Source organism: Azospirillum sp. ST 5-10 (genome assembly GCF_051225715.1).
GTDB lineage: Bacteria > Pseudomonadota > Alphaproteobacteria > Azospirillales > Azospirillaceae > Azospirillum.
This window is the reverse complement of the sequence record NZ_JBPJSP010000011.1, coordinates 63,297-89,269: the sequence shown is the minus strand read 5'-3', so window position 1 is coordinate 89,269 and position 25,973 is coordinate 63,297. Positions and strand designations below refer to the sequence as shown.

Sequence of the window (25,973 nt, the reverse complement as noted above, 5' to 3'; positions counted from 1 at the left end):
CCTCGGTGCTGCCGACCACGGTGACGGCGAGGCCCCGTCCCTCGAGGTTGCGGCGGCACTTGGCGCTGGCCGCCGGATCGATGTCGTAGAGCCGCACCCGGTCGATGCCGAGCAGGGCCTTGAACGCCAGGGCCTGGAACTCCGACTGCGCCCCGTTGCCGATGATGGCCATGGTCCGGGCACCCCGGGGGGCGAGGTGCTTCGCCGCCACGGCGGAGGTGGCGGCGGTGCGCAGGGCGGTCAGGATGGTCATCTCCGTCAGCAGCACGGGGTAGCCGGTCGCCACGTCGGCGAGAACGCCGAAGGCGGTGACCGTCTGGCGGCCGTCCCGCGTGTTCTTCGGGTGGCCGTTCACGTACTTGAAGCCGTAGACGGCGCCGTCGGACGTCGGCATCAGCTCGATCACGCCGTCGGCGGAGTGGGAGGCGATGCGGGGGGTCTTGTCGAAGGCTTCCCAGCGTCGGAAGTCCTCCTCCACGAAGGCGCTCAGTTCCGCCAGCGCGGTCTCCACCCCGATCGACAGGACGAGCTTCATCATGTTGTCGACGCTGACGAAGGGAACGGCGTTGAGGTTGGCAATCATGTCTGGACTCTCCCGACGGGATGGAGCGGATGCGGCCGAGTCAGGACGCCGTGCCGCGGGGCGAAAGGTGGACGCCGGCCAGCATGCAGCGCACCGAGCCGCCGGCCAGCTCGATGGTGGGGACGGCGATCGGCAGGAGGGGCAGGAAGGCCTCGATCTCCCGGATCTGGGCGGCGGTCAGGGAGCGCCTGGCGCGGGCCGAGATGGCGAGGAAGCGGCCCGTCGCACCGTCCAGCTCCAGGGCGTTGCCGGCGAACTCCGCGATCTGGGCGTGCGACAGGGCGATCACGCGCCGGCCCGTTTCCTCCAGGCGGGCGCGCACCTCGCGCCGGCGGCCCGGATCGACGATGCAGTCCAGGCCGACCAGGGCGACCTCCGTCCCGACGCACATGATGACGTTGGTGTGGTAGATCGCGCGCCCGTTGGCGTCCGCCGCGGCGAACTGCATCGGCTCGAAGTTGAAGTGGGTGCAGAACCGCTCCAGCGCGACCTCGTTGCTCCGGTTCGAGGTCGCCGCGTAGGCGATGCGGCCGATGTGGTCCAGCACCATCGCCCCGGTGCCCTCGAGGAACACGTTGTCCTGCTCCAGGCCGGAATAGTCGATGACGTCCTGCACGCGGTAGCGGGCCTTGAGCATCTCGACGACGTCGGCGCGCCGCTCCCCGCGCCGGCTCCTGTTGGACATGGGATAGAGCGCGACGTGGCCGCCGGCGTGGGTCGAGATCCAGTTGTTCGGGAAGACGGAATCCGGGGTCTCGCGGCCGGCGTCCTCGAACAGGTGCACCGTGACGCCGGCCCGCGCCAGGGTTTCGGCCATGCCGGTCACCTCGGCGAAGGCCGCCTCCGCGATGTCCCGGCTCCGCGCCACCGGGGCCTTCGTCTGGAAGGCGTTGTCCGCGGCGGTTTCGGGATTGGGGACGAAATGGTGCGGGCGGATCATGATGACGCTGGCGGGGGCTTGCGGGGCAAAGCGGCGCATCGCGGGTCTCGGCTTGTTGGAAGCACCTGGCGAACCGCAGGCTAGGCCGGCGAAGTGCCAGCGGAAAGGCGCGCCCTGCGTCATTCTGCGTGCTAGACTGAGCAGAATGGTCATGGAAACAGAGCAATGTGAATGCTGCGGCTGGACGATCTGGACCGGGAGATGATCGAGATCCTCAGGGCCGACGGCCGGGCGCCGGTGTCCAAGCTGGCGGCGGTCCTGGGCGTCAGCCGGGGGACGGTCCAGGCCCGGCTCGACCGCCTTCTGGACAGCGGCGCCATCCTGGGATTCACCGTCCGGGTCCGGCAGGAGCACGATGCCGCCGCCATCCGGGCCGTCATGATGATCGAGGTGGCCGGCAAATCCACGGCGGCGATCATCCGCCGCCTGCGCGGCATGCCGGAGATCAGCGCGCTCCACACGACCAACGGAAGCTGGGATCTGGTGGCCGAGATCCGGGCGCTGTCGCTCCAGGATTTCGATCGTGTCCTGCGCGAGGTTCGCGCCGTCGACGGCATCCTCAACAGCGAGACGAGCATCCTGCTGACGTCCGCCTAGCCGGGCGCCGGCCTGGTCGGACGGCGGGTCTTCGGCACGACGGCGGCGTCGCGGATCAGGTCGATCAGCCGCTCCCGCACGTCCTCGCGGCTCCCCGTCCGCGAACGGGCGCTGTCGCCGACGAGGATGAGACCCCCTTCCGGGTCATGCGGGAGCCGGCCAGACGGACGAGCCTGGCCTTCACGTCGGGGGGAAAGTTCGGGGATGCCGCCACGCCGAATCGCAGCTGGGCCGCCGAGGACGTCTTGTTGATGTGCCGGCCCATACCACCCGGGAGGTTGCTGCCGGCCTTTCTCCAGGACCATAGAGGCAGAGGTGCCGGTGGCGCCCGCCGGAGAGCCGGCGGGTCAGGCCGCGTTGTCGGCGTTGCAGGCCCTCGCAACCCCGTCGGGATCGTTGTTGATCGCCGTGAGGTACGCGGTTGCGGCGGCGTCCGGCTTCGTCCGCCGCTGCTTCCAGTCGGGGTCTGTTCCGTTGCTACTCAGACCCCGTTCTCCTCATTCGGCGGCGGCCGGGGGGCGGCCGTTGCGGCGGGGTCGGAAGAGGGCGGAGAAGAGGGTCGGGTCGCGGTCCATGGCGCGGCAGGCGATGGCGACGGGGCGCGGGATGGGGGTGGCGCCGGTCCGGTAGTTCGACCATGTGTTGACGTGCAGGCCGAGCAGGTCCGCGGCTTCCTGGTTGGAGATGCCGCGGCGGTCCTGCCAAGCCGTCAGCTCCGCGGCGCCGAAGGCGCGCTGCTGTTCGGCGAGCAGGTAGAGGTTGGTGCTGTCGATGGCGAGATCCTCGTCACCGTCCCATTCGACCGTCGTGTCGTCGACCAGCTCGGCCCGGGCGAACACGGCGGGGTCGCGCAGGCGGTGGAAGTAGGGGTGGCCGCTTTCGATCCAGCCGGCCAGCGCGACGTGGTCGGTGGCGCCGGTGTCCCAGGTGGCGACGAGGACGGCGCCGGGTTCGGTGGCGACGCGGGCGAGGCGGGGGACGGAGCGGGGGAGCTGGGGGGTGTTCATGGGGCGCCCATCTCTCAGGCGAAGGGGATGTGGGGGTTCCAGGTGTTCCACTCGGCGACGAGGCGGTCGTGATTGGCCTCGACCCAGGCGAACACATCGGCGCGCAGGGTGGCGGGGAGGGTTCCGACGATGACGGCCGGCGGGTCGATGCTGACCTGGGCGTCGATGCCGGGGCCTTTGACGTGGAAGTGCGGAGGGAGGTGGTCGTTGCCGAAGATCCGGAACGTCACCTTGTTGATCCCGCCGAGCTTGCCCATCGTGTTCCCCGTCGCTGATGTCTAAATATTCCCCAATTATTGTGTTTCATCAACACAAGAGCAGGGTCTAAACACAAAAATTGTGTGAGCGGCGCGGGCGGAATGGGGGCGCCGCGGCGCCCCCGGACGGGGGGCAGGCGGGGGACCGAGGCGGGGGTCTCCGGCGGGTTGGGCATAAGGTCAACCGGCGCGCGAAGGCGAGGCGCGGTGCGGGGTGCGGGGCCCACAACCGGGTGTGAGAACGCGGAATACGGAAATCCCGTAGTCCGTGCCGTGGGTGACGTCGCGTGCCCGTCAATCCTGCGGGCCTGGTCCCTGCCGGCCCCGCTTGACCTCGGCCCGCTTCGCCTTGCCTTCCAGCCGCCGCTGCTTCGATCCGAAGGTCGGCTTGGTCGGGCGGCGGGTCTTCGGGACGACGGTGGCGTCGCGGATCAGGTCGATCAGCCGCTCCCGCACGTCCTCGCGGTTGCGCATCTGCGAACGGTAGCTGTCGCCGACGAGGATGAGGACCCCTTCCGAGGTCATGCGGGAACCGGCCAGACGGACGAGCCTGGCCTTCACGTCCGGGGGAATGTTCGGGGAAGCCGCCACGTCGAACCGCAGTTGGACCGCCGAGGATGTCTTGTTGACGTGCTGACCCCCCGGGCCGGAGGCCCGGACGAACTCCTCCTGGAGTTCGCTCTCGTCGAGGGAGATGCGGTGCGTGACGCGGATCATGGCGGCGCTACCCTAGCGCGGATCGTCGAAGACGCCAGGGAAAACGCGCCATGGATACCTTCGGGGCGGCGTTCGCCGGAACGCCACCCCTTCGGCGTCAGCGCCGGGCGCCGACGGCGCCGGTCGGCAGGTGGGCGTCGCGGTGGCGGCGCGGCGCGCCGGTCGCGGTGACGGCGCGCACCATGCGGCCGATCGCCCTGCGGATGCAACGGGCGCGTTCACGCTCGGCGTCGCGCATCAGGGCGCGGAGTTCTTCGGGAGTCGGAAAGTGGGAAAAGTGCGGATGACTGGTCATTGGAACCTCCTCTGGGAGCGAGAAGGCGTCCCTCCCCGGGGACGGTTTTGTGCGTTGCAACAAGAATGGCGATTCGCATCGCGGCGATCAAGACGTCCGATGCTTTAGGACAGCATGGCTGACCCGCATGGGGGACTTGGGTGCGCCTTGCCAATTCTTGGCCGGATTTAATGTCGACTGTGCCAACGATTTGCGCGGTCCGCACAAAGATCCGCGCAGCGCAATGTTGCGCCGCAGCATCGCCGCGTCGGCCATCAGTCCCGGGCCAGCGCCACCACCGGGTCGAGCCGCGAGGCGTTGCGCGCCGGGGCGAAGCCGAAGAGCACGCCGATCGCCGTCGAGCAGACCACGGCGGCGGCGATCGAGGTGCCGGAGTAGACGAGGCTGAAGTTGGAGACCAGGGCGTTGAAGACGGCGCCGAAGCCGAGCGCCGTGCCGATCCCCAGGAGGCCGCCGGCCAGGCACAGCAGGACCGCCTCGATCAGGAACTGCTGGAGGATGTCGCCGCGCCGCGCGCCGACCGCCATGCGCACGCCGATCTCGTTGATCCGCTCGGACACCGACACCAGCATGATGTTCATCACGCCGATGCCGCCGACCACCAGCGAGATCACGGCGATGGCGGCGATCAGCAGGGTCAGCGTCTCGGTGGTGCTGGTGATGGTCTTGCGGATGTCGTCGGTGTTGAGGATGAAGAAGTCCTTGGTGCCGTGGCGGCGCGTCAGGAAGTCGGTCACCGCCTGCTCGGCCAGGCCGGTGTCGGTGTCGTCGCTCACCCGCACGGTGATGCTGCGCAGGGTGGCGCTTCCCAGCAGGCGCGCCTGGACCGTGGTGTAGGGCAGGTAGACCGACAGGTTCTGGTTGGAGCCGAAGCCCCCCTGCTGGCGCTTCGCCACGCCGACGATGCGGGCCGGCACGCGGTCCACCAGGATGATCTGGCCGACGACGCTGCCCGCCGCTCCGGGGAACAGGGTGTCGCGGGTGTTCTCGTCGATGACGACGTCCTGGGCCAGGGCGCGGACGCCGCGCGCGTCGAAGAACCGGCCCTCCAGGAGGGTCGTGCCCTTGGCCGCGAAATACTGCTCGCCGACGCCGCTGATCTGGGCGCTCGCCTCCTTGGGGCCGGAGCGGACCGTGCCGGCGGTCGACACCGTCGGCGTCACCGCGGCGACGTAGGGCTGCTTGGCCAGCTCGTCGGCGTCGCTCACCACCAGGGTCTTGATGCGGCCCGAGCGCATGTCGCCGAAGTCGCGGCCGGGGAAGACCTCGAGCGTGTTGGTGCCGAGGCCGCGGATGTCGGACAGCACGCGCTGGCGCGAGCCCTCGCCCAGCGCCACCACGCAGACCACCGAGGCGATGCCGATGATGATCCCCAGCATGGTGAGGAAGGCGCGCAGGCGCCGCGCCGCCATCGAGCGCAGCGCCATGGCGAACGCCTCGCGGAAGCGGTCGGCCGCCGCCCCGGCGGAGCGGCCGCGCCCGGCCGGCGGCGGCGCCGTGATGGTGGCGCCGGAGGGCGCATCGGATGGGGCGCCGCAGGAGGGGACGCCGCCGGAGGGGGCGGCGGGCGGGGCGTCGTCGCGGGTCCGCCGGTCGGAGCGGATGGCGCCGTCGGCGATCTCGACGATGCGGTCGGCGTGGGCGGCGATGGACGGGTCGTGGGTGACGACGATGACCGTCGTGCCCTCGGCGTGCAGCTCCTTGAGGATGCGCAGCACCTCCTCGCCGCTGTGGCTGTCCAACGCCCCGGTCGGCTCGTCGGCGAGGATGACCTGGGCGCCGTTCATCAGGGCGCGGGCGATGGAGACGCGCTGCTGCTGGCCCCCCGAGAGCTGGTTCGGCCGGTGCCCGGCGCGTTCGGCGAGCCCGAGCCGGGCGAGCAGGCCGGCGGCGCGGGCGTGGCGGTCGTGCGGCGGCTGGCCGGCGTAGATCGCCGGGACCTCGACGTTGCCGAGCGCCGTCAGCTCCGGCAGCAGGTGGTAGCGCTGGAAGATGAAGCCGAAATGCTCCCGGCGCAGCCGCGCCAGCTCGTCGGCGTCGAGGCTGGCGGTCTCCCGCCCGGCGATGCGGTAGCTGCCGGCGGTCGGCCGGTCGAGGCCGCCGAGGATGTTCATCAGGGTCGACTTGCCGGACCCCGAGGCGCCGATGATGGCGACCATCTCGCCGGCCCCGATGGTGAGGTCGATGCCCTTCAGGGCGGCGATCGTGCCGTCGCCCGACGGGAACTCCCGCCACAGGCCGCGCAGCGCGATCAGCGGCTCGCCGGCCGGCGGTGTGGGTTCGGCCATCGCCTAGAAGCCGATCGGCGGCGGCGGGCCGCGGCGGGTCGGCGTGGCGCCGGCGGCGGAGGGGAGGCGGGCGACGACGACGCGCTCGCCCTCGCGCAGGCCCGCCCGCACCTCGGCGGTGACCATGTCGTTGAGGCCGATCTCGACGGCGCGCGGCGCGGTCCGCCCGTCCGGCTCCATCACCTGCACCAGGTAACGTCCCTGGGCGTCGCGCTCGCCGAGCGCCGCCGAGGGGATGGTGAGCACGCCCTTGGCGGTGCCGACGACGAAGTGCACCTGGGCGGTCATGTAGGTCCGCAGACGGCGGTCCGGGTTCGGCACGTGGAACACGCCGATGTAGTAGATCGCCTCCGAGGTGGAAGAGGTGGAGGCGGTGCGGCTGGCGCTGCTGGTGGTGGCGATGCTGGTGTCGCTGACGATGGATTCCGGCGCCGGCTCGATCGCCTCCAGGGTCGCCGCGTAGCGCTGGTCGGGGTCGCCGAGGATGGTGAAGTAGACCGGCTGTCCCGGCTGCACCCGGACCACGTCGGCCTCGGAGATCTCGGCGCGCACCGTCATGGTGTCGAGCTGGCCGAGGACGACGATGGTCGGCGCCGACTGCACGGCGTTCACCGTCTGCCCCTGCTGGGTGACGACCGCCAGCACCGTGCCGTCGATGGGGGCCGTGATGCGGGTGTAGCCGAGGTCGGTGCGGGCGATCTCCACCGCCACCTCGCCTTCGGCGATGCGGGCGTCGAGGGCGGCGATCTGCGCCTGGATGGACTTCACGTCGGCCTCGGCGGCCTCGAAGTCGGCCTGCGAGACGTTGCGCTGGGCGACCAGCCGCCGCTGCCGCTCCAGCGTCAGCCGGGCCTTGGCCAGCAGCGCCTCCTTCTCGTCGCGCTGGGCGCGGACGTTGGCGAGCTGGGCCTGGGCGGTGCGCAGGCGGTTCTGCTGCTCCACCGAATCGATCTGCGCCACGAGGTCGCCGGCGCGCACGTCGTCGCCGACCGCCACCGCCACCGAAGTGACGCGTCCCGACACCTGGGCGCCCACCGCCACCAGCTTGACGGGCTTCATGCTGCCGCTGGCCAGCACCGTCTCCTCGACGTCGCCGACGGTCGCCGGCGCCGTCATGATTCCGGCCGCCGCCGGCCCGCCGGCGGTCTGCGACGCCGCCGGCAGCCCGCCCTCGATGGCCGTCACGGCGACGGCGGCGCCGAGGAGCGCGGCGACGGCGAGGAACAGGCGCGTCCGGGTCATGCCGGCCGCTCCGGGCGGCGTCCGGGCGACGGCGGGGCGTGGTCTGTCATCGCGAGCTCGTTCAGGGCGTGCATGTCTGGTCCGTTGCCAGATGGCCAATGCCGGCCGCCGCCGCAAGGGGCAGGAGGATGCCGACGCGCATCGCTCAGCCCGCGGCGTCGGTCCCGGTCCAGCGGCCGCGGACCGCCCGGCGGTGGGCGTCGGGGTCCTCGACGGCGACCGGGAGCGCGAGACGGCGGGCGGTCAGGCCGCCCGTGGCGGCCAGCAGCTCGAAGGCCGCCACCAGTTCGTCGTGGCGGGCCGCGACCAGGCCGACGCGGGCGTTCAGCAGCTCCTGCTCCTGGTCGAGGACGTCCAGCATGGTGCGCGCGCCGACCTTGGCCTCCTCGGTCACCCCGTCCAGGGCGGTTTCCGCGGCGGCGACCTGCGCCTGGTAGGAACGGATGGTGGCGCGCGCCGTCTGCAGCGACTCCCAGGCGGTGACGGCGCTCTCGGTGGCCGCGCGGCGCGCCTCGTCGACCAGCAGCCGCTGCCGGACCGCCGTGTGCCTTGCCTCGCGGATGCGGGCCTCGGGCAGGCCGGCCTGGTACAGGGGAACGGTGACGCGCAGCGACAGCGACGCGCTGTCGGCGCGGTCGACGGCGTAGCCGTCGTCGGGCCCGGGATCGCCGGTGTGCGCGGCCTCGGCCGACACGCCCACCGTGGGCAGGAGCGCGCCGCGGCGCTGGTCCACGGTGTGGCGCTGGGCGGCCTCCGAATGCACCGCGGCCAGGACCGACGGGTGGTCGGCGCGAGCCGCCGCCACCGCCGCCTCCAGCGTCTCGGGCAGCGCCACGGCGAGACGCGGCAGGGCGAGCCGGCCCGGCGGTGCGCCGACCCGGCGGGCGTAGGCGGCGCGCGTCGTCTCCAAGGTGCCTTCGGCGGCCATCCGGGTCGCCGTCGCCTCGGCCAGCCGGGACTGCGCCTGCGCCACGTCGGTGAGCGTGTACTCGCCGACGCGGCGGCGGTCGCGGGCGGCGGAGAGCTGGCGGGTCAGCACCTTCTCGTTGTTGCGGTCGAGCTCCAGGATCTCCTGGTCGCGCAGCACGTCGAGATAGGCGGTGGCGGTGGCGAGCAGGACGGTCTGCTCCGTCTCCAGCAGGGTCGCCCGCTGCGCGTCGACGAGGCTTTCGGCGCGGCGGACGTCCGGCGCCACCGTGGCGTCGAACACCGGCTGGCCGGCGCTCAGCGTGATCTCCCGCGGATTGGCCTCGGTGCCGACCCGCGTGCCGTCGGCGTAGCGGGTGTCGGTGAGGTCGCGGCCGACCGACAACCCGGCCTGCAGCGTCGGCCGGTAGCCGGACAGGGCCTGCGGCACCTGCTCGTCGACCGCCCGCAGCCGGGCCCGCTGGGCGGCCAGCGACGGCTCGGCGGCGTAGGCCCGCGCCAGGGCCTCCTCCAGCGGCTCGGCGACGGCGGGTGAGGCGGCGAGCGCCAGGACGACGGCGCCGGCGGCGAGGCGGGCGAAAGAACGGCACGACCGACGGTCGTGCCGTGGACCGGGGCGGGGCATGGCTGGCACGGGGGCTGGGGGCGGGTGATCGACGGGGATGATACGGCGCCCGCTTCCCGCCTCCTGCGCGGCGCCCGGCGAAAAATCCCCGCCTGCCGGAGCCGCTTCGGCCGTGCAAGGGAGAGGCGACACACGAAACGAGGACCCCGGCGATGCCGAACGACGATGCCGACACGATGATGGGGAACATGCTGCTGCACGTGAATCTGCTGGCGATGCGCGCGCTGCTGGTCAAGGTGATGGAGGAGCTGTTCCGCCGCTCCGACGATCCCGCGGCCAAGGCCGACGAGTGGCTGCGGCTGTTCGACCGGTCGGCGAGCCGGATGACCTTTCCCGACGCCTCGCCGGAATGGAGCGACCTCGCCGCCCAGGAGTTCCGCGACATCCTGGTGCAGACCATCGGCCACGCCCGGTCGCTGGCGGTGCCCGCGCCGGCCGCATCCCGTGCGGACGCACCGCGGGACGACGCCGCCGCGGCCCCGCGCGCCGCGGCGTGACGGCCTGGTGGCGGCCCGTCAGCGTGCGGCGGGCGCCAGCAGGATGGCGGCGTGGCCCGGCAGCGTCCAGGCACCGTCGTCGGCGAGCTGCGGCGTGCCGCCGCCGCCGTAGGCGACGTCCTCGCTGGTCCACACCGTCGCCCAGCCGCGCCCGGCCGGCGGCGCCAGCAGCGGCTCCGGCATGGGCAGCAGCGGCAGGTCGTGGCCCAGGTTGACCAGCAGCAGCCGGTCGTCGCCGTCGCCGCCGAAGAAGCGCAGCACGAACGCCTCCTCGCCCAGCACCGCGCCGTCGAGCGCGCCGGCGCGGCGGTTGCGCAGCACCGGGTCCTCGCGGCGCAGGCGCAGCAGCTCCCGGTGCATCTCCCAGAGCGGCCGGTTGCGCTCGCGCTCGCGGTGGTCGAGCCTGCACCGCGCGAAGGTCGCCGCGTCGTCGGGTGCGGCGAGGTGGCGCCGCATGGCGTCGCTGTCGAGGCTGGGGAACTGGCGCAGGAAGGCGGCGCGCCCTTCGGCCACCTGGGCGGCCAGCTCCGGCTTGTGGTCGGCGAAGTAGAGGAACGGCGCCGAGGCGCCGAACTCCTGGCCCTGGAACAGCATCGGCGTGCCGGGGCCGAGCAGCATCAGCGCCGTCATCGCCCGCCAGCAGCCGGGCGCCGCCAGGGCGTGGCCGCGCTGGCCGCCGCCGGAGTTGGCGATCTGGTCGTGGTTCTGCAGGAAGGTGACGAAGGCGGCCGGCGGTGTGCCGAAGGCGGGCGTGCCGCGCGGCTGCCGCTGCCACTGGTACCACTGGCCCTGATAGAGGAACCCGTGCTTCATGGCCGAGACGAACTCCTGCGGCCGGCCCTTGTGGTCGCTGTAGTAGGCCTCGCTGCGCCCGGTCAGGGCGACCATGGCGGAGTGGTGGAAGTCGTCGTTCCACAGCGCGTCCAGCCCGCAGCCGCCGGCGTCGGGCGGCCGCACCAGGCCGCTGTCCTGGGTCTCGTTCTCGCCGATCACCAGGGTCGTCCGGCCGCCCGCCGCCCGCGCCACGGCGCGGCGGATCTCGGCCAGGATGTGCGGGCGCGAGGCGTCGAAGATCTGCTGGGTGGCGTCGAGGCGCAGGCCGTCCAGGTGGAACTCGTCGATCCAGTAGGCGGCGTTGGCCAGCACGAACGCGCGCACCGGGCCGCTGTCGGGGCCGTCGAAGTTGATGGCGTCGCCCCACTCGTTGTCGTAGCGGTCGGTGGTGTAGGCCTCGGCGAAGCACGAGAGATAGTTCCCGTCCGGGCCGAAATGGTTGTAGACCACGTCGAGGATCACCGCCAGGCCGAGGGCGTGCGCCCGGTCGACGAAGCGGCGCATGGCGTCGGGCGTGCCGTAGAGCTGGCTCGGCGCGAACAGGTCGACGCCGTCGTAGCCCCAGCCGAAGCGTCCGGGAAAGGCCGCCACCGGCATGATCTCCAGCACCGTGACGCCGAGGGCGGCGAGGTGCGGCAGCTCGCCCATGGCGGCCTCCCAGGTGCCCTCCGGCGTGAAGGTGCCGATGTGCATCTCGTAGAGCACCGCCTCGTCGAGGGCGTGACCCAGCCAGGCACCGTCGGTCCAGGCGAAGCGGCCGGGGTCGACCACCTCCGACGGGCCGTGCGGTCCGTCGGGCTGGAAGCGCGACGCCGGATCGGGCAGCACCCGGTCGTCGCCGTCGAGACGGAAGCCGTAGCGGCTGCCGGGCGGCACGCCCTCGAGCAGGGCGGCATGGTGGCCGTCGCCCTCCGCCGTCAGCGCCGTCGCACGGGCGCCCGGCTCGACCACGACCTCGACGCGGCGCGCCCGCGGCGCCCAGACGCGGACGTGGACGCGGTCGCCGGGCAGCGCCTCGGCGCCGACGGGGTAGCGCCGGCGAACGTCGGCGTGGGACGCGGCTGCGGATGCACGGTCGGAATGGCTCACGCGGGGGCACCTCGGCAGAGGACGGTGCTGGCCGTCCGGTGCTCCCACAACAGCCCAGCCCGCCGCTTGCTCCCCGCCGCCTGCTCCCGGTGCCCGGCCGGCGCGCCGCCCGCCGTCAGGCGCCGGCGTGGAAGCGGGCCGCCTGCACGCGGTTCTGCACCCCCAGCTTGCGGAAGACGTGGCAGAGGTGCGACTTCACCGTCACCTCGCTGACGTTGAGCCGGCGGGCGATCAGCTTGTTGGACAGGCCTTCGCGCAGCAGCTCGAGGATCTCGCGCTCGCGGCCGGTCAGGCCGGCCTCGGCGCCGACGCCGGCGGCCGACGCCCAGGACGCGATGCCGATGCGCGGGTCGTCGATCAGGGCCGCGGGAATGTAGCGCTCGCCGGCGAGGACGAGCCGCAGCGCCGACACCATGGCCTGGGCGCTGAGGCGTTTGGGGATGAAGCCGGCGACCCCGAGCGCCAGGGCGGTGAGGATGAGCTTGCGGTCCGTGCTCGACGAGAGGACGACCACGGGAAGCGCCGGATGGCGCTCGCGGACGAGGCGGATGACGTCGGCGGCCTCGACGCCCGGCATGTCGGGATCGAGCACGAGGAGACGCACGTCGGCGACGTTCAACAAGACTTCGATCGTCTCCCCGAAGCTTCCGGCTTCGTACACCTCGACATCCTTGCCGATGTCGCGCAAGAACGGGCGCAGCCCTTCGCGAACCATCACATGATCGTCGGCCATCAATATTCGCACGCCGTCCCCCATTTCCCTTGCATGGCCCATCAGTCCATCAGGAAGCTCTCATAGGAGGAGGGGGTTCTCAATAATTTTATTGTTGCCGATCGATCGAAACTTTTGCTCGATGCGGCGACCGCTTCGAACCGGATGCCGCTCGGAGAGCCGCGCGCTTCCCGGTCCGCCCTGGCATCGTCCGCATCGATCCGTTCGGACCGGTGTCTCGGCCGAACGGCGGAGGGGCGGGGTCGAAGGACGCGGGGCCGGCGGCCCGGCCCCGCTTGCGGCGTTATGCCGCACCCCAGGAATGATGGCGCTCGAAGGAACACCGGCGATCCCGCCGCTGCGGCCGCCGGTGTCCGCCGGTCATTCGTAGTCGGCCCAGGTGACGCCGCGGTTGCGGTCGTAGGAGAGCGAAATCTTGCTCACCTTGCACAGGTCGAAGCTCTCCCACTCCGCTTCCTCTTCGTCCTCGAAGACGATGCGGACGTCCCAGAGGCAGGGCTTCTCCTTGCGCGAGAAGACGATGTTGACCGCTTCGCCGTTGTCCAGGATGTCGCGCCCGAGGACGTCCTCTTCCCAGTCGTCCGCATGGTTGGGGCTGACATAGACCTCGTGGATGGCGTAGCCGGTGCGGTTGACCAGGGTGAAATCCTGCTTGCCCTGGGCCAGAGCGCCGCCGGGGGCGGCGAACGTCAGCGACACCAGGGCGGTCGCCGCCAGGGTCCGAAGCATCTTCATGGGCGCGATCTCCGATCGGTTTGGGGAACGCCGGGGGGAGCGGGCGCGCTCCCCGGCCGACCGGATCATGGTAGCGCCAGATAATCGGGACCCATCCAGAGGGGGTATGAGGAATCGCCGAGTCAGCCCGCGGAATCCGCGGCGATGGCGCGGGCCACGGCGATCCACGCCTCGTCGGGGTCGGCGTCGCGCAGCGCCAGCAGCGGCGGCCAGACGCCGAGCCGGCTGCCGCGGCGCTGGTGCAGCAGGCGCTCCACCTCCTCGGGGGTGGGCAGGCGGTCGCCCTTCTTCTGGTTGCAGCGGCGGTGGGCCAGCACGACGTTGCCCGGCGAGTCGACGCCGCCGTAGGCCTGGGGGATCAGGTGGTCGAAGGTGGCCTGCCGCCCGACCGGCTCGCCGCAGTAGAAGCAGCGCCCACCCTGGGCGACGTCCATCAGCAGGGCGTCGTCGCGGTCGACCGCCACCGTCCCGTCACTCCGCCCGCTCGATCGCGCCCCAGAGGTCGTACTCGTCGGCGTGCTCGATGGTGACGTCGACGAGGTCGCCGGGCTTCACGCCGGTCTCGCCGTTGAGGAAGACGCTGCCGTCGATCTCCGGCGCCTCGGCGTAGGAGCGGCCGACGGCGCCGTCCTCGTCGACCTCGTCGATCAGCACGCCCAAGGTCCAGCCGACCCGGCGCTGCAGGCGCTCGGCGCTGATCGCCTTCTGCGTCTCCATCAGGCGCTGGTAGCGCTCCCGCTTGACCTCCTCGGGCACGGCGCCGGGCAGCTCGTTGGCCTTGGCCCCGGCCACCGCCTCGTAGGGGAAGCAGCCGACCCGGTCGAGCTGCGCCTCCGTCAGCCAGTCCAGCAGGAACTGGAAGTCCTCCTCCGTCTCGCCGGGGAAGCCGACGATGAAGGTGGAGCGCAGGGCCAGATGCTCGCACTCGCGCCGCCAGCGCTGGATGCGCTCCAGGGTCTTGTCCTGGGCGGCCGGGCGGCGCATCGCCTTCAGCACGGTGGGGGAGGCGTGCTGGAAGGGGATGTCCAGGTAGGGCAGGATGCGCCCCTCGGCCATCAGCCCGATCACCTCGTCGACGTGGGGGTAGGGGTAGACGTAGTGCAGCCGCACCCACAGGTCGAAGTTCGCCAGCTCCCGGCACAGGTCGGCGAAGCGGGTGCGCACGGTGCGGTCGTACCACGGCCGCTCGGCGTATTTCAGGTCGACGCCGTAGGCGCTGGTGTCCTGGGAGATCACCAGCAGCTCCTTGACGCCGTTGGTGGCCAGCTTCTCCGCCTCGCGCAGCACCCGGTCGACGGGGCGGCTGACCAGGTCGCCGCGCAGGTCGGGGATGATGCAGAAGGTGCAGCGGTTGTTGCAGCCCTCGGAGATCTTCAGATAGGCGTAGTGGCGCGGCGTCAGCCGGATGCCCTGGGGCGGCACCAGGTCGACGTAGGGGTCGTGGGCCGGCGGCACCGCCTCGTGCACCGCCTCCACCACCGCCTCGTACTGGTGCGGCCCGGTGACCGACAGCACGCCGGGGTGGGCGGCGCGGATCGCCGCGGCGTCGCCGCCCATGCAGCCGGTGACGATGACCCGCCCGTTCTCCTTCAGCGCCTCGCCGATGGCGTCGAGCGATTCCCGCTTGGCGCTGTCGAGGAAGCCGCAGGTGTTGACGATGACCGCGTCGGCCCCGTCGTAGCTGCCGGAGATCTCGTAGCCCTCGGCGCGCAGGCGCGTCAGGATGCGTTCGGAATCGACCAGCGCCTTGGGGCAGCCGAGGCTGACGATGCCGACTTTGGGCGCGGTGCGGGTGAGGGTCTTGGGATCGGGCGTGTTCATGGCGCGCATATATAGGCGTCCGGGGGTGGAGCGCCAGCCGAATCGCGGGGACCGGCCGATGCCCCGTCCGGTCACGCTGTCCCGAAGGTCTCGGCGGCGAAGCGGAAGGCCCGCAGGGTGCCGCTCTCGCGGTCCGGGGCGAGCCCGGCCTTGGCCTTGAGGTGGCGCAGGAAGTCCCGCCGCTCCGGCAGGGCGCTCCACACCTTGGGCAGGAACAGGGCGGAGCGGCCGCGGTCGCGGACGATCAGCCCGTCCTCGTGGGGCCGCAGGTCGGCCAGCAGCGCCGCCTCGTCGGCGAAGGCGACGGGACGGTCGTGGCTGAGGATGGAGACGGTGAGCGTGACCCGCGGCAGCTCCGCGGCACTCAGCGGCGGGAAGCGCGGGTCCTGCACCGCCGCCTTCAGCGTGTTGCCGACGACGTCGCGGATCAGCGGCTCGACCGGCGCCAGGGTGCCGATGCAGCCGCGCAGGCTGCCGTCCACCTCCAGGGTGACGAAGGTGCGGCGGGCGGCGCGCAGGGGCAGGGGGAAGCTCTCCACCGCCACCTCCGGCGCGCGGCCGCGCTCCACGACGTGGCGGAGCGTGCGCAGGGCGGCGTCGAGGAGCTGGGCGCGGTGGGCCTCCGACAGGCGGGCTTCGGCGGCGGGCTCGAAGGTGTAGGCGCCGTAGCCGACGACCCGGCGGCGGTCGCCGGCCGTGTCGCCGGAGTTGCGCAGGTCGTGGGTGGTCGCCCGCAGGTCGAGCGCCCGGGCGCGGCGCAGCAGGCCGGACAGCGGGACGTGGCCGCAGGCGTGGTCGCCGTCGAGCCGGTCGTCGGCCGCCGCCTCGATGGCCTGGGACGTCGCCAGGTCGAGCCGCCGCGCGGTGTCGTAGTCGTGGAAGTGGCTGAGGTCGGAGGAGACGACGACCAGCGTCTCCGGCCCGCCCCACAGCCGCTCCAGCACCCGCTCCACCGCCTCCGCCGGGGCGGCGCCGACCACCAGCGGCACCACCGCCGCCGCCGGGAAGCAGCGCTGGATGAAGGGCAGGTGCACCTCCAGCCCGTGCTCGCCGTCGAAGGCGCGGTCGAGGATCTGCACGCCGGGCAGGTCGAGGATGGCGGCGATGCCGGCGCGGTCGACCGCCACCGTGCCGAGCGGTGTGCGCAGCCCGTCGGCGCTGGGCGCCGCCAGCCCGCGGAACGGGTGCCGGTGGGCCGGCCCCAGCAGGACGACCCGGCGGACCGCGGCGCCGCGGTGGCGCACCGCGGCATAGGCGGTGCCGGCGATGGCGCCGGAATAGACGTAGCCGGCGTGCGGCGCGACGATGGCCTTGGCCGGCAGCGGCTCGCCCGGCGCCCGGCCGATGCAGTCGGCGACCATGCGGTCGAGGGCGGCGGGATCGGCGGGGTAGAAGGTGCCGGCGACGGCGGGCGGGCGCACGGTCGTCATGGTGGCGGTCATGGTGGCGGCGGTCATGGTCGGGTCCGAAGGGGGCGTGGACACGGGAAACGGAATACCCATCTAAGCGGAAAGCGAACTCCCCAGAATTCGGGTGCGCCGCGGACTTTTTCCAGTGGTCCGGCGGCCGTCATCTTTGGGACCTTGAGCCATGACCGAGCCGTTTCCCGCCCGCTACTGGCACGCCCTCGACGATGGGCGCCTGCAGTGCGACCTGTGCCCGCGCCACTGCCGCCTGTCGGACGGGCAGCAGGCGCTGTGCTTCGTGCGCGAGCGCCGGGGCGACCGGCTGGTGCTGAGCACCTATGGGCGCTCGTCGGGCTACTGCATCGATCCCATCGAGAAGAAGCCGCTGGCCCATTTCCTGCCGGGCACGCCGGTCCTGTCCTTCGGCACGGCGGGCTGCAACCTGACCTGCAAGTTCTGCCAGAACTGGGACATCTCCAAGAGCCGCACGGTCGACACCTTGGCCGACGCCGCCAGCCCCGTCGCCATCGCCCGCGCGGCGGCGGCGACCGGCTGCCGTTCGGTGGCCTTCACCTACAACGACCCGGTGATCTTCCTGGAGTACGCGGTCGACGTGGCCGCGGCCTGCCGCGCCGCCGGCGTGCGGACGGTGGCCGTCACCGCCGGCTACATCTGCGCCGAGCCGCGGGCGGAGTTCTTCGCCGCCATGGACGCCGCCAACGTCGACCTCAAGGCCTTCACCGAGGCGTTCTACCACAAGGTGACCGGCGCCCACCTGGCGCCGGTGCTCGACACGCTGAAGTACATCCGGCACGAGACCGACACCTGGCTGGAGATCACCACCCTGCTGATCCCCGGCGAGAACGACGGCGACGCCGAGCTGGACGCCATGACCGGCTGGATCGCCGAGCATCTCGGCCCCGAGGTGCCGCTGCACCTGACCGCCTTCCACCCCGACCACCGCATGCTCGACAAGGACCGCACGCCGCACGCCACCCTGGTCCGCGCCCATGCCATCGCCCGGCGCAACGGGCTGCATCACGTCTACCTCGGCAACGTCGACGACCCCGCCCGCGCCGCCACCCACTGCGCCGGCTGCGGCGCCCGGCTGATCGGCCGGCGCGGCTACGCCATCACCGACTGGCGGCTCGACGCGCACGGCGCCTGCCAAGCCTGCGGCACGGCGCTGGCGGGGGTGTTCGAGGCGCGGCCGGGCACCTGGGGATCGCGGCGGCAGCCGGTACGGCTGCGCGACGTCGCGGCGGCGTGAGGCGGCGGAGGCGATTCCCTTCCGCGTCAGCGGCACGGTCGGCAGCGCCGCCGCGCCGCAACCCTGACCGTCGCCGCACGCGCGTTGACGCCGATCCTCCGCCTTCTGTATTGACCGTGCAGGCAACCATCCCCGTACGCGCAGGCGAGGTCCCCGTGACGCACCCCCTCCCGTCCGCCCGGTCCGGCCCGGCGATCGGCCGCCGCACCGCCCTCCGGCTGGGGGCGGCCGCGGCCGCCTCGGCGGCGCTGCCGGGGGCGCTGCGCGCCCAAGGCGCGCCGGAGGCCAAGGGGGCGCGGGTCGTCCTGCTGGGGACCAAGGGCGGGCCGCGGGTCGGCGGGCGCCGCTCCAACCCGGCCAACGCCCTCGTCGTCGACGGCGGTACCTACGTGGTCGACACCGGCATGGGTGTCACCCGCCAGCTCGTCGCTGCGGGGATCGACCTCGGGAGCATCCGGGCGATCTTCGTCTCCCACCACCATTCCGACCACCAGCTCGAGTTCGGCAACCTCGTCTACAACGTCTGGGCGGCCGGCGCCCTGAAGCGGCCGATCGACGCCTACGGGCCGCCCGGCGTCGAGCAGATGGCGGCCGACTACTGGCGGCTGAACCGCCTCGACGTGGCGACCCGCATGGCCGACGAGGGCCGGGCCGACCCGGCGGCGTTGCTGCGGGCGCACGATTTCGCCGCCAAGGCCGGCGCGGTGATGAGCGACGAGCGGGTGCGGGTGAGCGCCTTCACCACGCCGCACCCACCGCTGGAGAACCTCGCCTACCGCTTCGAGACGCCCTACGGCAGCGTCGTCTTCTCCGGCGACACCGCCTACAACCCGGCGCTCGCCGAGTTCGCCCGCGACGCCGACGTGCTGGTGCACGAGGTGCTGTACGTCCCCGGCGTCGACGCGCTGGTGAAACGGGTCAACGGTTCCCCGGCCTTCCGCAACCACCTCCTGGAAAGCCACACCGCGGCCGAGCAGGTCGGCATGATCGCCGCCCAGGCCGGCGTCAAGACGCTGGTGCTGAGCCACTTCGTGCCCGGCGACATGGAGTGGATCACCGACGACATGTGGCGCGACGAGGCCGCGAAGCACTTCAAGGGCGACATCGTCGTCGGCCGCGACCTCCTGGAGATCCCCCTGGGCTGAGGCGCGGGACGCACGGCGGCGGGCCCGGCCGGATCACCCCAGCGAGACGTCGAGGAACATCATCAGCGCCAGCCCCACCATGAGGCCCGACGTGGCGAGGCTCTCGTGGCCCTTGCGGTGGGTCTCGGGGATGATCTCGTTGGAGATGACGAACAGCATCGCCCCGGCGGCGAAGCCGAGGCCCCAGGGCAGCAGCGGCTGCGACACCGACACCACGCCGGCGCCGAGCAGGCCGCCGAACGGCTCGACCAGCCCGGTGGCGAGCGCCAGCCCGACGGCGACCAGGCGGCCGTAGCCGAGCGAGGCCAGCGAGGTGGCGACCGCCAGCCCCTCCGGCATGTTCTGCAGGCCGATGGCGAGCGCCAGCGCGTGGCCCTCCTGCTCCCCGCCGCCGTAGCCGACGCCGACCGCCAGCCCCTCGGGAAAATTGTGCAGGGTGATGGCGACGACGAACAGCCAGATCCGCCGCACCCGCGCCGTGGCGTGGCCGTTGGGTCCGCTGACGAAGTGCTCGTGCGGGGCGTAGCGGTTGATCAGGCCGAGCGCCAGGGCGCCCATCAGGATGGCGGCGATGACGATGCCGGCGGCGGCCGAGCCGCCGAACCCCTGCTCGCGCGCCGCGTCCAGGCCCGGCACGATCAGCGAGAAGAAGGAGGCCGCCAGCATCACCCCGGCGGCGAAGCCGAGCAGCGTGTCCTGCAGGCGCTGCGAGAGGTCGCGGATCACCAGCACGGGCAGGGCGCCCAGCCCCGTGGCGGCGCCGGCCGCCGCACTGCCCGCCAGACCCATCCACACCGTCGACCACTCCATGCCCGCTCCTTCGTCCGCGTCCGTCGCCCCCGATGAACACGGCCGGCGCCGCTTCGGTCCGCAGAAGGACGCTCAGCGCGGGCGCGGCTTGGCGCGCGCGGTGGGTTCGGCCTGCATGGGATCGTCGGGCCAATAATGCTTCGGGTACTGGCCCTTGAGGTCGGCTTTCACGTCCTTGTAGGCGTTGGCCCAGAAGCTGGCAAGGTCGCGCGTCACCTGCACCGGGCGGCGCGCCGGCGACAGCAGGTGCAGCAGCAATGGCACCCGCCCGCCGGCGATCCGCGGCGTCTCGGCCAGCCCGAACATCTCCTGCAGGCGCACCGCCAGCACCGGCTCCTCCGCGGCATAGTCGATGGGCACGCGCGAGCCGCTGGGCACCGTCACGTGGGTCGGCGCCTCCTCCTCCAGCCGCTTGGGCAGCGGCCAGGGCAGCAGCCCCTTGAGCGCGCCGCCGAGGTCGAGCCGGTCGAGGTGGGCGCGCCGCGTCACCCCCGCGAGGTGGGGGCCGAGCCAGTCCTCCAGCCCCGCCGCCAGGGCGGTGTCGGAGACGTCCGGCCATTCCTCCCCCTCGATGCGCCGCAGGAAGGCGACGCGGGCCTGCCAGCGCCGCAACTCGTCGGTCCAGGGCAGGCAGGCGAGGCCCATGGCGCGCACGCCCTCCACCATGGCGGCGGCGACGGCGTCGGCCGGCGGGTCGGCCAGCGGCTTGTCCTCCAGCGCCAGGGCGAACAGCAGCCGGCGGCGGCGGGCCAACACCGCCTGCTCGCGCTCGTCCCAGGCGACCGCCGTCTCCTCGCGGATCTGCTCGGCGAAGGTCTCCTCCAGCTCGGCCCGGGTGACCGGTGCGGCGAGGAAGATGCGCGATTCCCGCGCCGCCCCGTCGAGGTCGGCCACCGCCAGCCAGTCCTCCGCCGACAGCGGCTCGGGCTCGGCGAAGAAGGCGCCGCGGCCGTTGGACAGGCGGTACTGCGCGGCCCGGGCGCCGGGCCCGCCGCCGCCCGCCCCGCCGCCGCCGGAGCGCCGCCGGGCGATGCGGTCGGGATAGGCGAGCGCCACCAGCAGGCCGGTGGAGCCGACGTCGCCGCCCGCCCGCTCGGCGCGGAGCTGGCGGCGCCACTGGCGGGCCTGCTTCAGCGCCTGCTGCGCCGCGCCGCGCTCGACCGACAGGCCGCGGCCGGCGCGCACCCGGCCCTCCTCGTCGAGGCCGCGCAGCAGCTCCACCCGCAGGCGCAGGTCGGCGTCGCGGAAGCCGGGCTGCGCCTTGACGATGTCGCGCTCGCCGAGCAGCGCCGCCACCTCGCAGGCCAGCCCGCCGAGGCCGCGCGCGCGCGCCGCCAGCATCATGTGGGCGAGGCGCGGGTGCACGCCGAGGCCGGCCATGCGGCGGCCGTGCGGGGTGACGGCGCCCGCCGGATCGAGCGCCCCCAGCCCGCGCAGCAGCTCGCGCGCCTGGGCCAGCGCCGCGGCGGGCGGCGGGTCCAGCCAGGCGAGCGCGCCGGGATCCGCCACCCCCCAGACCGCCAGCTCTAGGGCCAGCGGCGCCAGGTCGGCGTCGAGGATCTCCGGCGGCGCGAAGGGGGCGAGCGCCCGCTGCGCCGCCTGCGGCCACAGGCGGTAGCACACACCCGGCTCCAGCCGGCCGGCGCGGCCGCGCCGCTGCTCGGCCGAGGCCTGCGAGACCTTGGCGGTGACCAGCCGGGTCATGCCGCTGCGCGGGTCGAAGCGGGGCGCGCGCATCAGGCCGCTGTCGACGACGACGCGGATGCCCTCGATGGTCAGGCTGGTCTCGGCGATCGGCGTCGCCAGCACGATCTTGCGCACGCCGGGCGGCGCGGGGGCGATGGCGCGGTCCTGGGCGTCGGCCGGCAGGTCGCCGTAGAGCGGCGCCAGCAGCACCCCCGGGCCGGCGACCGTCTCCTCCAGGAGTGCCTGCACCCGGCGGATCTCGCCGGCGCCGGGCAGGAAGACCAGCAGGTTGCCGCCCTCCTCGGCGAGGCCGCGGCGCACCGCGGCGGCCACCGCGTCCTCGATCCGGGCGCCCGGGGCGGGGGCGTCGAGGTGGCGGGTCTCCACCGGGAAGGCGCGGCCCTCGCTGGTCACCAGCGGCGCGCCGCCCAGCAGGGCGGCCACCGGGGCGCCGTCCAGGGTGGCCGACATCACCACCAGCCGCAGATCGTCGCGCAGGGCGCCGCGGGCCTCCAGGCACAGCGCCAGCGCCAGGTCGGCGTCGATGCCGCGCTCGTGGAACTCGTCGAACAGCACCACGCCGACGCCGGACAACTCCGGGTCGTCCTGGAGCTGGCGCAGGAACAGGCCGTCGGTTACCACCTCGACGCGCGTCCCCGGGCCGACCCGGGTGTCGAGGCGGACGCGGTAGCCGACGGTTTCGCCCACCGCCTCGCCCAGCATGGCGGCCATCCGCCGGGCGGCGGCGCGGGCGGCGAGGCGCCGCGGCTCCAGCACCACCACCTTGCGGCCGGCCAGCCAGGGGGCGTCGAGCAGGGCCAGCGGCACCCGCGTCGTCTTGCCGGCGCCGGGCGGCGCCTGCAGCACGGCGGCGCCGCGCTCCTCCAGGGCGGCCAGCAGGTCGGGCAGGACGGCGTCGATGGGGAGTGACGGCACGGCGGCGGGCCTCTACTCTCGGCGGAACGGCAACGGCCGCTCTGCTATCACACCCCGCCGGTGCCGTCACCGGCCGCCTCGGACCGACGGGACACGCATGGTCAACGCCAAGAAGTACTCGCCCGTCCTGGACGCGATCCTGCACGGCGGGTCGAGCGTGGCGATGAACCTGATCGAGCTGTCGCGGGCGGCGCCGCGGGAGACGTGGCTGTTCTCCTCGCGGGCCCTCAACCACGCGGTGATCTTCAAGTATCCCAACTTCCCCGAGCGCCTGCCGGCGCGCGACCGGTCGGGCTGGAGCGGCCGGCCGCAGGAGCCCGAGGATTTCCGGCCCATCGAGACCGGGGTCTACCTTCCCTACGATTCCGAGCATCCCCGCGACGGCGGCTCCGCCTTCTACCTGCGGCAGAAGAACTACGGCGCGCTGATGCAGGAGTATCTCGGCCTCGCCGGCGCCGCCGAGCAGGCCGACCTGACGGGCGACCTGGTGGTCCTCAACCTTCTGGACACGGTGCCGTCGCTCGACCCCTTCCTCGTCAAGGACTGCCTGGACGCCAACGGCGTCCGCTTCCACGACTCCTATCTGCGGCTCGACCCGCAGGAGGTGGCGAAGATCCGCCAGGCGATCGCCGGGAAGATCTCCGAGATCGTCGACACGGCCTTCGCCGACGGGCAGCGGACGGCCGGGGACAAGGCGCGGATGATCGAGTCCCTGTGGGACCCGACCCTGCCCGAGGGCAAGGAGTTCGTCACCGCCTTCGGCATCGCCGAGGCGGAGGCGCCGCTGGTGTTCGGGGCGTGGAAGGGGATCACCTTCTACCAGGTGCGGCTGCGCGAGATCGCGCCGGCCATGGGCGAGGCGCTGCGCTGGTTCGCCTCGCCCGCGTCGGCGCCCAGCGACACCATGGCGGTCAGCCGCGACGACCGCGACCGGCTGCAGATGTTCAAAGGCGGCATCGCCCGCAAGCTGGTCGCCGTCGGCGAGGAGGCGCGCGCGCTGCTGCGCGACTACGAGGCCTGCCACCAGGCGTTCCTCGCCGGCCGCTCGCGCCGGCTGGTGACGTTCCTCAAGGACTCGCGGCGGACCTACTGGATCCTGGCGAGCTGCATCTCGGCGCTGCAGGGCGCGCTCAGCCTGCTGTTCGACGCCGTCCGGCCGCAGCGGGAGCAGCGCCTCACCTTCGACGAGCAGCAGGACCTGTTCAAGCGGCTCGACGTCGTGCTGGAGCGCAAGCGCGACGCGCCGAAGGCGTTCTGATACCGCCGAGCCGAAACCGTGACACGTTTGCCCCCACCCTCCCCCGCTGCGCAGGGGAGGGTGGGGGCAAGAGATGCGCCGGCCGTTGCGCTCAGCCCGCCAGCGCCGCCCAGTCGATCTCGTACTCGCGGTCGCCCGGCTTGTAGCCCTTGAAGGCGGCGATCACCTCGTCGACCGTCTTGCCGTCGGGCACGTTGCGGATCTCGTAGACGATGGAATCGCCGCTCGTCGGGCCGACGTCGGCCGTCTTCAGCGCCTTGGAGACCAGCCCTTCGCGGGCCACCTTGATCATGATGGATGCCATTGCACGCTCCCGTGGTTGCAGCCCCTGTTCGTCGCCGCTCCGGTCGGCGAGTCCTCGACGGCGGGCGTTGACCGCCCGTCCGGACCTCGTTCGTCGGTCGGCGATATAGAGCAAGATCGCTTTTGGCCGATCCGGCCAAAAGCGTGAATCTTGCTCTAAACCTTTAAATTTGGAGCGGGATCACCTGGAGTGATCCCGCTCCAATCGGAAACGGCGGGCCGGCGGGGTGCGACGGTCTGTCGCATCCCGCGCCGGCGGGATCAGCCGGCGTCGAACAGCGGCTGGAAGCGGGCGACGGCGACCATCCGCCGGATCTCGTCGCGGGCGCCGCGGACGGAGAAGGCGAGGCTCTTGCGCTGCGCCAGGTCGCGGGCGATGACGACCATGCCGAGCCCGGAGGAGTCGAGGAACTCCAGCTCCGCCAGGTCGAGCACGACGCCGTGCCCGGCCGGCCCGTCGACGGCGGCGAGCACCGCCCGGAAGGTCTCATGGTCGGCGAAGGTCAGGCGACCGTTCAGGAGGATCTCGGTGGCCTCGGGGGTGCTGCGGATGCGGTAGTCCATGCCACGCTCGGCCGTTGCGCGCGTCCCGGCCGCGCGGCGGCGCGGCAACGCAGCGGCGACCATAGCACGGCGCCGCCCGGCGCGCCACGCGCACGCCCCGGGGCGCCGCCCCGGGGGATGCGGCCCTGGGGATGCGGCCCTGGGGATGCGGCCCGGGGGATGCGGCCCTGGGGATGCGGCCCGGGGGATGCGGCCCTGGGGATGCGGCCCGGGGGATGCGGCCGGCGTCACCGCATGGAGACGGCCTCGATCGCCGGTGCCCCGGTGCTGCCGGCGATGGTGGCGACCAGCCATTCCGAATAGGCGGCGCGCGCCTCGTCGCCGAGATGCATGAAGTTGCAGTAGCTGGCGTCGCGCTGCAGGCGGGCGGGGAAGCGCCAGACGTCGAACGCCCCGTCGGCGGCGAGGCGGGCCGTCGCCTCCGGCAGATAGGGCGCGCCGCCGAAGCGGCTCTGCTCCACCGCCGGCGGGCGGCGCATCTCCAGCACCGCGACGGCGACGCCGGCCGCCGCCGCGCGCTCGGCGAAGGCGCGGGCGCGTTGGTAGGCCGGGGAGTCGGCGGCCAGCGCGAAGCGCCAGTCCTGATCGTCGACGAACGCCGCGACGCCGCCCGCCGCCGGCGGCGCGCAGGTCTTGGCGTATTGCTGGCGCACCTGGTCGAGGGCGAAGGGGGGGCCGCCCACCAGGGTGTCGGCGACGGCGCGCAGCCGCTCCTTGGCGAAGGCCAGCGGCCGGCGCTCGCGGAACAACAGGTCCATGTCGAGCAGCACCAGATCGGGCTGGCTGGCGATGATGCGGTCCAGCAGCGGCTCGAAGTCGGCGAACTCGGCGGCGTTGGCGGAGATGCGCAGGAAATGGAAGGGGGGCAGGCCCTCGGCCGCGGCCATCCGCGCCATCTCCCCCTCGTCCAGCGTCGCCATGCGCAGGCGCGACGTGCCGAGCGCCACCACCAGCGTGCTGTCCGGCGTCTGCTGGGCGTGGAAGGCGGCGGCGTCGATGCGGTTGCGGTTGTACAGGACGAAGGGGTCGGAATAGGTGGTGAAGCCCACCCTCTCCAGCGCGTACACCGTCGTGGTGCCGACGGCGCCGAGCAGCGCCGCGACGACGGCCAGCCGCAGCAGGCCGCCGACGAGGCGGCGGGCGCGGTCGGCACGGCGCGGCGGATCGGCGTCGGCCTGGGCGGGGCGCGGGGCGGCGGGCGGCGGGGCGGACTCGGTCGGGGAGGGCTCGGTCATGACGGCGGCGGTCCCTGGGGAGGCGGGGGTGCACCCCTTCCAACGCTTTCCCGCGGGTGGCGCTCCCCGGCCCGTCGCCGAAATTCCGGGTTATCTCCGTCCCACGAAGGGAGAGGCCACGGCGCCGCATTGATCCCGCCGCGCCGGCGCGCCACACTGGCGCACCACGACGA

At 73.1% G+C, this 25,973-nt stretch carries 25 protein-coding genes; 5 read left to right on the top strand and 20 right to left on the bottom strand.

From position 1 onward, the window contains the following. Together ACSBPG_RS14595 and ctlX are read right to left on the bottom strand one after the other, a co-directional pair. Positions 1-583: ornithine cyclodeaminase (locus tag ACSBPG_RS14595; protein WP_435537908.1), on the bottom strand; the 583-nt coding region annotated here is incomplete at its 3' end. A 40-nt stretch (positions 584-623) separates the two neighbouring features. After that, the gene (ctlX, locus tag ACSBPG_RS14590) at positions 624-1,562 is read right to left on the bottom strand and encodes a citrulline utilization hydrolase CtlX (protein ID WP_435537907.1); all 939 of its coding nucleotides are present in this window, start codon (positions 1,560-1,562) and stop codon (positions 624-626) included. A gap of 132 nt (positions 1,563-1,694) precedes the next feature. On the opposite strand from ctlX, the gene ACSBPG_RS14585 reads away from it, so the two are divergent. Continuing rightward, a complete protein-coding gene (locus ACSBPG_RS14585) occupies positions 1,695-2,120 on the top strand; it encodes an Lrp/AsnC family transcriptional regulator (RefSeq protein WP_435537906.1) in 426 nt (141 codons plus the stop codon). Between the two features lie 497 nt (positions 2,121-2,617). Here ACSBPG_RS14585 and ACSBPG_RS14580 read toward each other — a convergent pair whose 3' ends face one another. From ACSBPG_RS14580 to ACSBPG_RS14550, 7 genes are all read right to left on the bottom strand, one after another. Next, a complete protein-coding gene (locus tag ACSBPG_RS14580) occupies positions 2,618-3,127 on the bottom strand; it encodes a DUF2442 domain-containing protein (RefSeq protein WP_435537905.1) in 510 nt (169 codons plus the stop codon). A 14-nt stretch (positions 3,128-3,141) separates the two neighbouring features. Continuing rightward, positions 3,142-3,384 (bottom strand): DUF4160 domain-containing protein, encoded by a 243-nt coding sequence (locus ACSBPG_RS14575; protein ID WP_435537904.1) that lies wholly within the window; start codon positions 3,382-3,384, stop codon positions 3,142-3,144. A 294-nt stretch (positions 3,385-3,678) separates the two neighbouring features. Next, positions 3,679-4,101 (bottom strand): alternative ribosome rescue aminoacyl-tRNA hydrolase ArfB, encoded by a 423-nt coding sequence (gene arfB / locus ACSBPG_RS14570; protein ID WP_435537903.1) that lies wholly within the window; start codon positions 4,099-4,101, stop codon positions 3,679-3,681. 97 nt (positions 4,102-4,198) lie between these two features. Next, positions 4,199-4,396 (bottom strand): hypothetical protein, encoded by a 198-nt coding sequence (locus ACSBPG_RS14565; RefSeq protein WP_435537902.1) that lies wholly within the window; start codon positions 4,394-4,396, stop codon positions 4,199-4,201. Positions 4,397-4,650: 254 nt separating this feature from the next. Beyond that, positions 4,651-6,684, bottom strand: a complete 2,034-nt coding sequence (locus tag ACSBPG_RS14560; protein ID WP_435537901.1) for a MacB family efflux pump subunit — start codon at positions 6,682-6,684, stop codon at positions 4,651-4,653. A 3-nt stretch (positions 6,685-6,687) separates the two neighbouring features. After that, positions 6,688-7,926, bottom strand: coding sequence for an efflux RND transporter periplasmic adaptor subunit (locus ACSBPG_RS14555; RefSeq protein WP_435537900.1), 1,239 nt, complete (start codon positions 7,924-7,926; stop codon positions 6,688-6,690). Positions 7,927-8,071: 145 nt separating this feature from the next. Beyond that, positions 8,072-9,478, bottom strand: coding sequence for a TolC family outer membrane protein (locus tag ACSBPG_RS14550; RefSeq protein ID WP_435537899.1), 1,407 nt, complete (start codon positions 9,476-9,478; stop codon positions 8,072-8,074). Between the two features lie 152 nt (positions 9,479-9,630). Between ACSBPG_RS14550 and ACSBPG_RS14545 the strand changes: the two genes are divergently transcribed. Continuing rightward, a complete protein-coding gene (locus ACSBPG_RS14545) occupies positions 9,631-9,975 on the top strand; it encodes a hypothetical protein (RefSeq protein ID WP_435537898.1) in 345 nt (114 codons plus the stop codon). Between the two features lie 18 nt (positions 9,976-9,993). On the opposite strand, the gene treZ is transcribed toward ACSBPG_RS14545, so the two are convergent. The 6 genes from treZ to amrB form a co-directional block, all read right to left on the bottom strand. After that, the gene (gene treZ, locus ACSBPG_RS14540) at positions 9,994-11,898 is read right to left on the bottom strand and encodes a malto-oligosyltrehalose trehalohydrolase (protein WP_435537897.1); all 1,905 of its coding nucleotides are present in this window, start codon (positions 11,896-11,898) and stop codon (positions 9,994-9,996) included. Positions 11,899-12,013: 115 nt separating this feature from the next. After that, positions 12,014-12,631, bottom strand: coding sequence for a LuxR C-terminal-related transcriptional regulator (locus ACSBPG_RS14535; RefSeq protein WP_435537896.1), 618 nt, complete (start codon positions 12,629-12,631; stop codon positions 12,014-12,016). 360 nt (positions 12,632-12,991) lie between these two features. Then, positions 12,992-13,366, bottom strand: coding sequence for a hypothetical protein (locus ACSBPG_RS14530; RefSeq protein WP_435537895.1), 375 nt, complete (start codon positions 13,364-13,366; stop codon positions 12,992-12,994). Between the two features lie 122 nt (positions 13,367-13,488). Further along, the gene (locus ACSBPG_RS14525) at positions 13,489-13,830 is read right to left on the bottom strand and encodes an HNH endonuclease (RefSeq protein WP_435537894.1); all 342 of its coding nucleotides are present in this window, start codon (positions 13,828-13,830) and stop codon (positions 13,489-13,491) included. A gap of 7 nt (positions 13,831-13,837) precedes the next feature. Next, the gene (rimO, locus tag ACSBPG_RS14520) at positions 13,838-15,196 is read right to left on the bottom strand and encodes a 30S ribosomal protein S12 methylthiotransferase RimO (RefSeq protein ID WP_435537893.1); all 1,359 of its coding nucleotides are present in this window, start codon (positions 15,194-15,196) and stop codon (positions 13,838-13,840) included. Between the two features lie 62 nt (positions 15,197-15,258). Continuing rightward, complete coding sequence (gene amrB, locus ACSBPG_RS14515) at positions 15,259-16,644, bottom strand: AmmeMemoRadiSam system protein B (RefSeq protein WP_435537892.1); 1,386 nt, start codon at positions 16,642-16,644, stop codon at positions 15,259-15,261. Between the two features lie 133 nt (positions 16,645-16,777). Here amrB and amrS point away from each other — a divergent pair, with 133 nt between their 5' ends. Both amrS and ACSBPG_RS14505 read left to right on the top strand, forming a co-directional pair. After that, positions 16,778-17,863, top strand: coding sequence for an AmmeMemoRadiSam system radical SAM enzyme (gene amrS, locus ACSBPG_RS14510; protein WP_435537891.1), 1,086 nt, complete (start codon positions 16,778-16,780; stop codon positions 17,861-17,863). A 155-nt stretch (positions 17,864-18,018) separates the two neighbouring features. Further along, positions 18,019-19,008 carry an MBL fold metallo-hydrolase gene (locus ACSBPG_RS14505; protein ID WP_435537890.1) on the top strand — a complete coding sequence of 330 codons (990 nt, stop codon included), beginning with the start codon at positions 18,019-18,021 and terminating at the stop codon, positions 19,006-19,008. Positions 19,009-19,041: 33 nt separating this feature from the next. On the opposite strand, the gene ACSBPG_RS14500 is transcribed toward ACSBPG_RS14505, so the two are convergent. After that, complete coding sequence (locus tag ACSBPG_RS14500) at positions 19,042-19,818, bottom strand: ZIP family metal transporter (protein ID WP_435537889.1); 777 nt, start codon at positions 19,816-19,818, stop codon at positions 19,042-19,044. A 72-nt stretch (positions 19,819-19,890) separates the two neighbouring features. Next, on the bottom strand, positions 19,891-22,440 hold the full coding sequence (gene hrpB, locus ACSBPG_RS14495) for an ATP-dependent helicase HrpB (RefSeq protein WP_435537888.1): 2,550 nt from the start codon (positions 22,438-22,440) through the stop codon (positions 19,891-19,893). 97 nt (positions 22,441-22,537) lie between these two features. Between hrpB and ACSBPG_RS14490 the strand changes: the two genes are divergently transcribed. Next, entirely contained in the window at positions 22,538-23,698 is a 1,161-nt protein-coding gene (locus ACSBPG_RS14490; protein WP_435537887.1) for a hypothetical protein, read from the top strand. A gap of 91 nt (positions 23,699-23,789) precedes the next feature. Here the strand turns inward: ACSBPG_RS14490 and ACSBPG_RS14485 are convergent, their stop codons facing one another. The 3 genes from ACSBPG_RS14485 to ACSBPG_RS14475 form a co-directional block, all read right to left on the bottom strand. Continuing rightward, entirely contained in the window at positions 23,790-24,002 is a 213-nt protein-coding gene (locus tag ACSBPG_RS14485; RefSeq protein WP_435537886.1) for a hypothetical protein, read from the bottom strand. A gap of 260 nt (positions 24,003-24,262) precedes the next feature. Next, the gene (locus ACSBPG_RS14480) at positions 24,263-24,565 is read right to left on the bottom strand and encodes an STAS domain-containing protein (RefSeq protein WP_435537885.1); all 303 of its coding nucleotides are present in this window, start codon (positions 24,563-24,565) and stop codon (positions 24,263-24,265) included. Positions 24,566-24,792: 227 nt separating this feature from the next. Further along, positions 24,793-25,800, bottom strand: coding sequence for a hypothetical protein (locus ACSBPG_RS14475; protein ID WP_435537884.1), 1,008 nt, complete (start codon positions 25,798-25,800; stop codon positions 24,793-24,795). Between the last annotated feature and the right edge of the window lie 173 nt (positions 25,801-25,973).

Excerpts from the sequence above, each read along its gene's own strand:
- ACSBPG_RS14550 (WP_435537899.1), bottom strand. The coding sequence starts at position 9,478 with ATGCCCCGCCCCGGTCCACGGCACGACCGTCGGTCGTGCCGTTCTTTC.
- ACSBPG_RS14485 (WP_435537886.1), bottom strand. The coding sequence starts at position 24,002 with ATGGCATCCATCATGATCAAGGTGGCCCGCGAAGGGCTGGTCTCCAAG.
- ACSBPG_RS14480 (WP_435537885.1), bottom strand. The coding sequence starts at position 24,565 with ATGGACTACCGCATCCGCAGCACCCCCGAGGCCACCGAGATCCTCCTG.
- ACSBPG_RS14555 (WP_435537900.1), bottom strand. The coding sequence starts at position 7,926 with ATGACCCGGACGCGCCTGTTCCTCGCCGTCGCCGCGCTCCTCGGCGCC.
- arfB (WP_435537903.1), bottom strand. The coding sequence starts at position 4,101 with ATGATCCGCGTCACGCACCGCATCTCCCTCGACGAGAGCGAACTCCAG.
- ACSBPG_RS14580 (WP_435537905.1), bottom strand. The coding sequence starts at position 3,127 with ATGAACACCCCCCAGCTCCCCCGCTCCGTCCCCCGCCTCGCCCGCGTC.
- amrS (WP_435537891.1), top strand. The coding sequence starts at position 16,778 with ATGACCGAGCCGTTTCCCGCCCGCTACTGGCACGCCCTCGACGATGGG.
- ACSBPG_RS14560 (WP_435537901.1), bottom strand. The coding sequence starts at position 6,684 with ATGGCCGAACCCACACCGCCGGCCGGCGAGCCGCTGATCGCGCTGCGC.
- ACSBPG_RS14490 (WP_435537887.1), top strand. The coding sequence starts at position 22,538 with ATGGTCAACGCCAAGAAGTACTCGCCCGTCCTGGACGCGATCCTGCAC.
- ACSBPG_RS14565 (WP_435537902.1), bottom strand. The coding sequence starts at position 4,396 with ATGACCAGTCATCCGCACTTTTCCCACTTTCCGACTCCCGAAGAACTC.
- ACSBPG_RS14585 (WP_435537906.1), top strand. The coding sequence starts at position 1,695 with ATGCTGCGGCTGGACGATCTGGACCGGGAGATGATCGAGATCCTCAGG.
- ACSBPG_RS14575 (WP_435537904.1), bottom strand. The coding sequence starts at position 3,384 with ATGGGCAAGCTCGGCGGGATCAACAAGGTGACGTTCCGGATCTTCGGC.
- amrB (WP_435537892.1), bottom strand. The coding sequence starts at position 16,644 with ATGACCGCCGCCACCATGACCGCCACCATGACGACCGTGCGCCCGCCC.
- ACSBPG_RS14475 (WP_435537884.1), bottom strand. The coding sequence starts at position 25,800 with ATGACCGAGCCCTCCCCGACCGAGTCCGCCCCGCCGCCCGCCGCCCCG.
- ctlX (WP_435537907.1), bottom strand. The coding sequence starts at position 1,562 with ATGCGCCGCTTTGCCCCGCAAGCCCCCGCCAGCGTCATCATGATCCGC.
- rimO (WP_435537893.1), bottom strand. The coding sequence starts at position 15,196 with ATGCGCGCCATGAACACGCCCGATCCCAAGACCCTCACCCGCACCGCG.
- ACSBPG_RS14535 (WP_435537896.1), bottom strand. The coding sequence starts at position 12,631 with ATGGCCGACGATCATGTGATGGTTCGCGAAGGGCTGCGCCCGTTCTTG.
- ACSBPG_RS14500 (WP_435537889.1), bottom strand. The coding sequence starts at position 19,818 with ATGGAGTGGTCGACGGTGTGGATGGGTCTGGCGGGCAGTGCGGCGGCC.
- ACSBPG_RS14530 (WP_435537895.1), bottom strand. The coding sequence starts at position 13,366 with ATGAAGATGCTTCGGACCCTGGCGGCGACCGCCCTGGTGTCGCTGACG.
- ACSBPG_RS14545 (WP_435537898.1), top strand. The coding sequence starts at position 9,631 with ATGCCGAACGACGATGCCGACACGATGATGGGGAACATGCTGCTGCAC.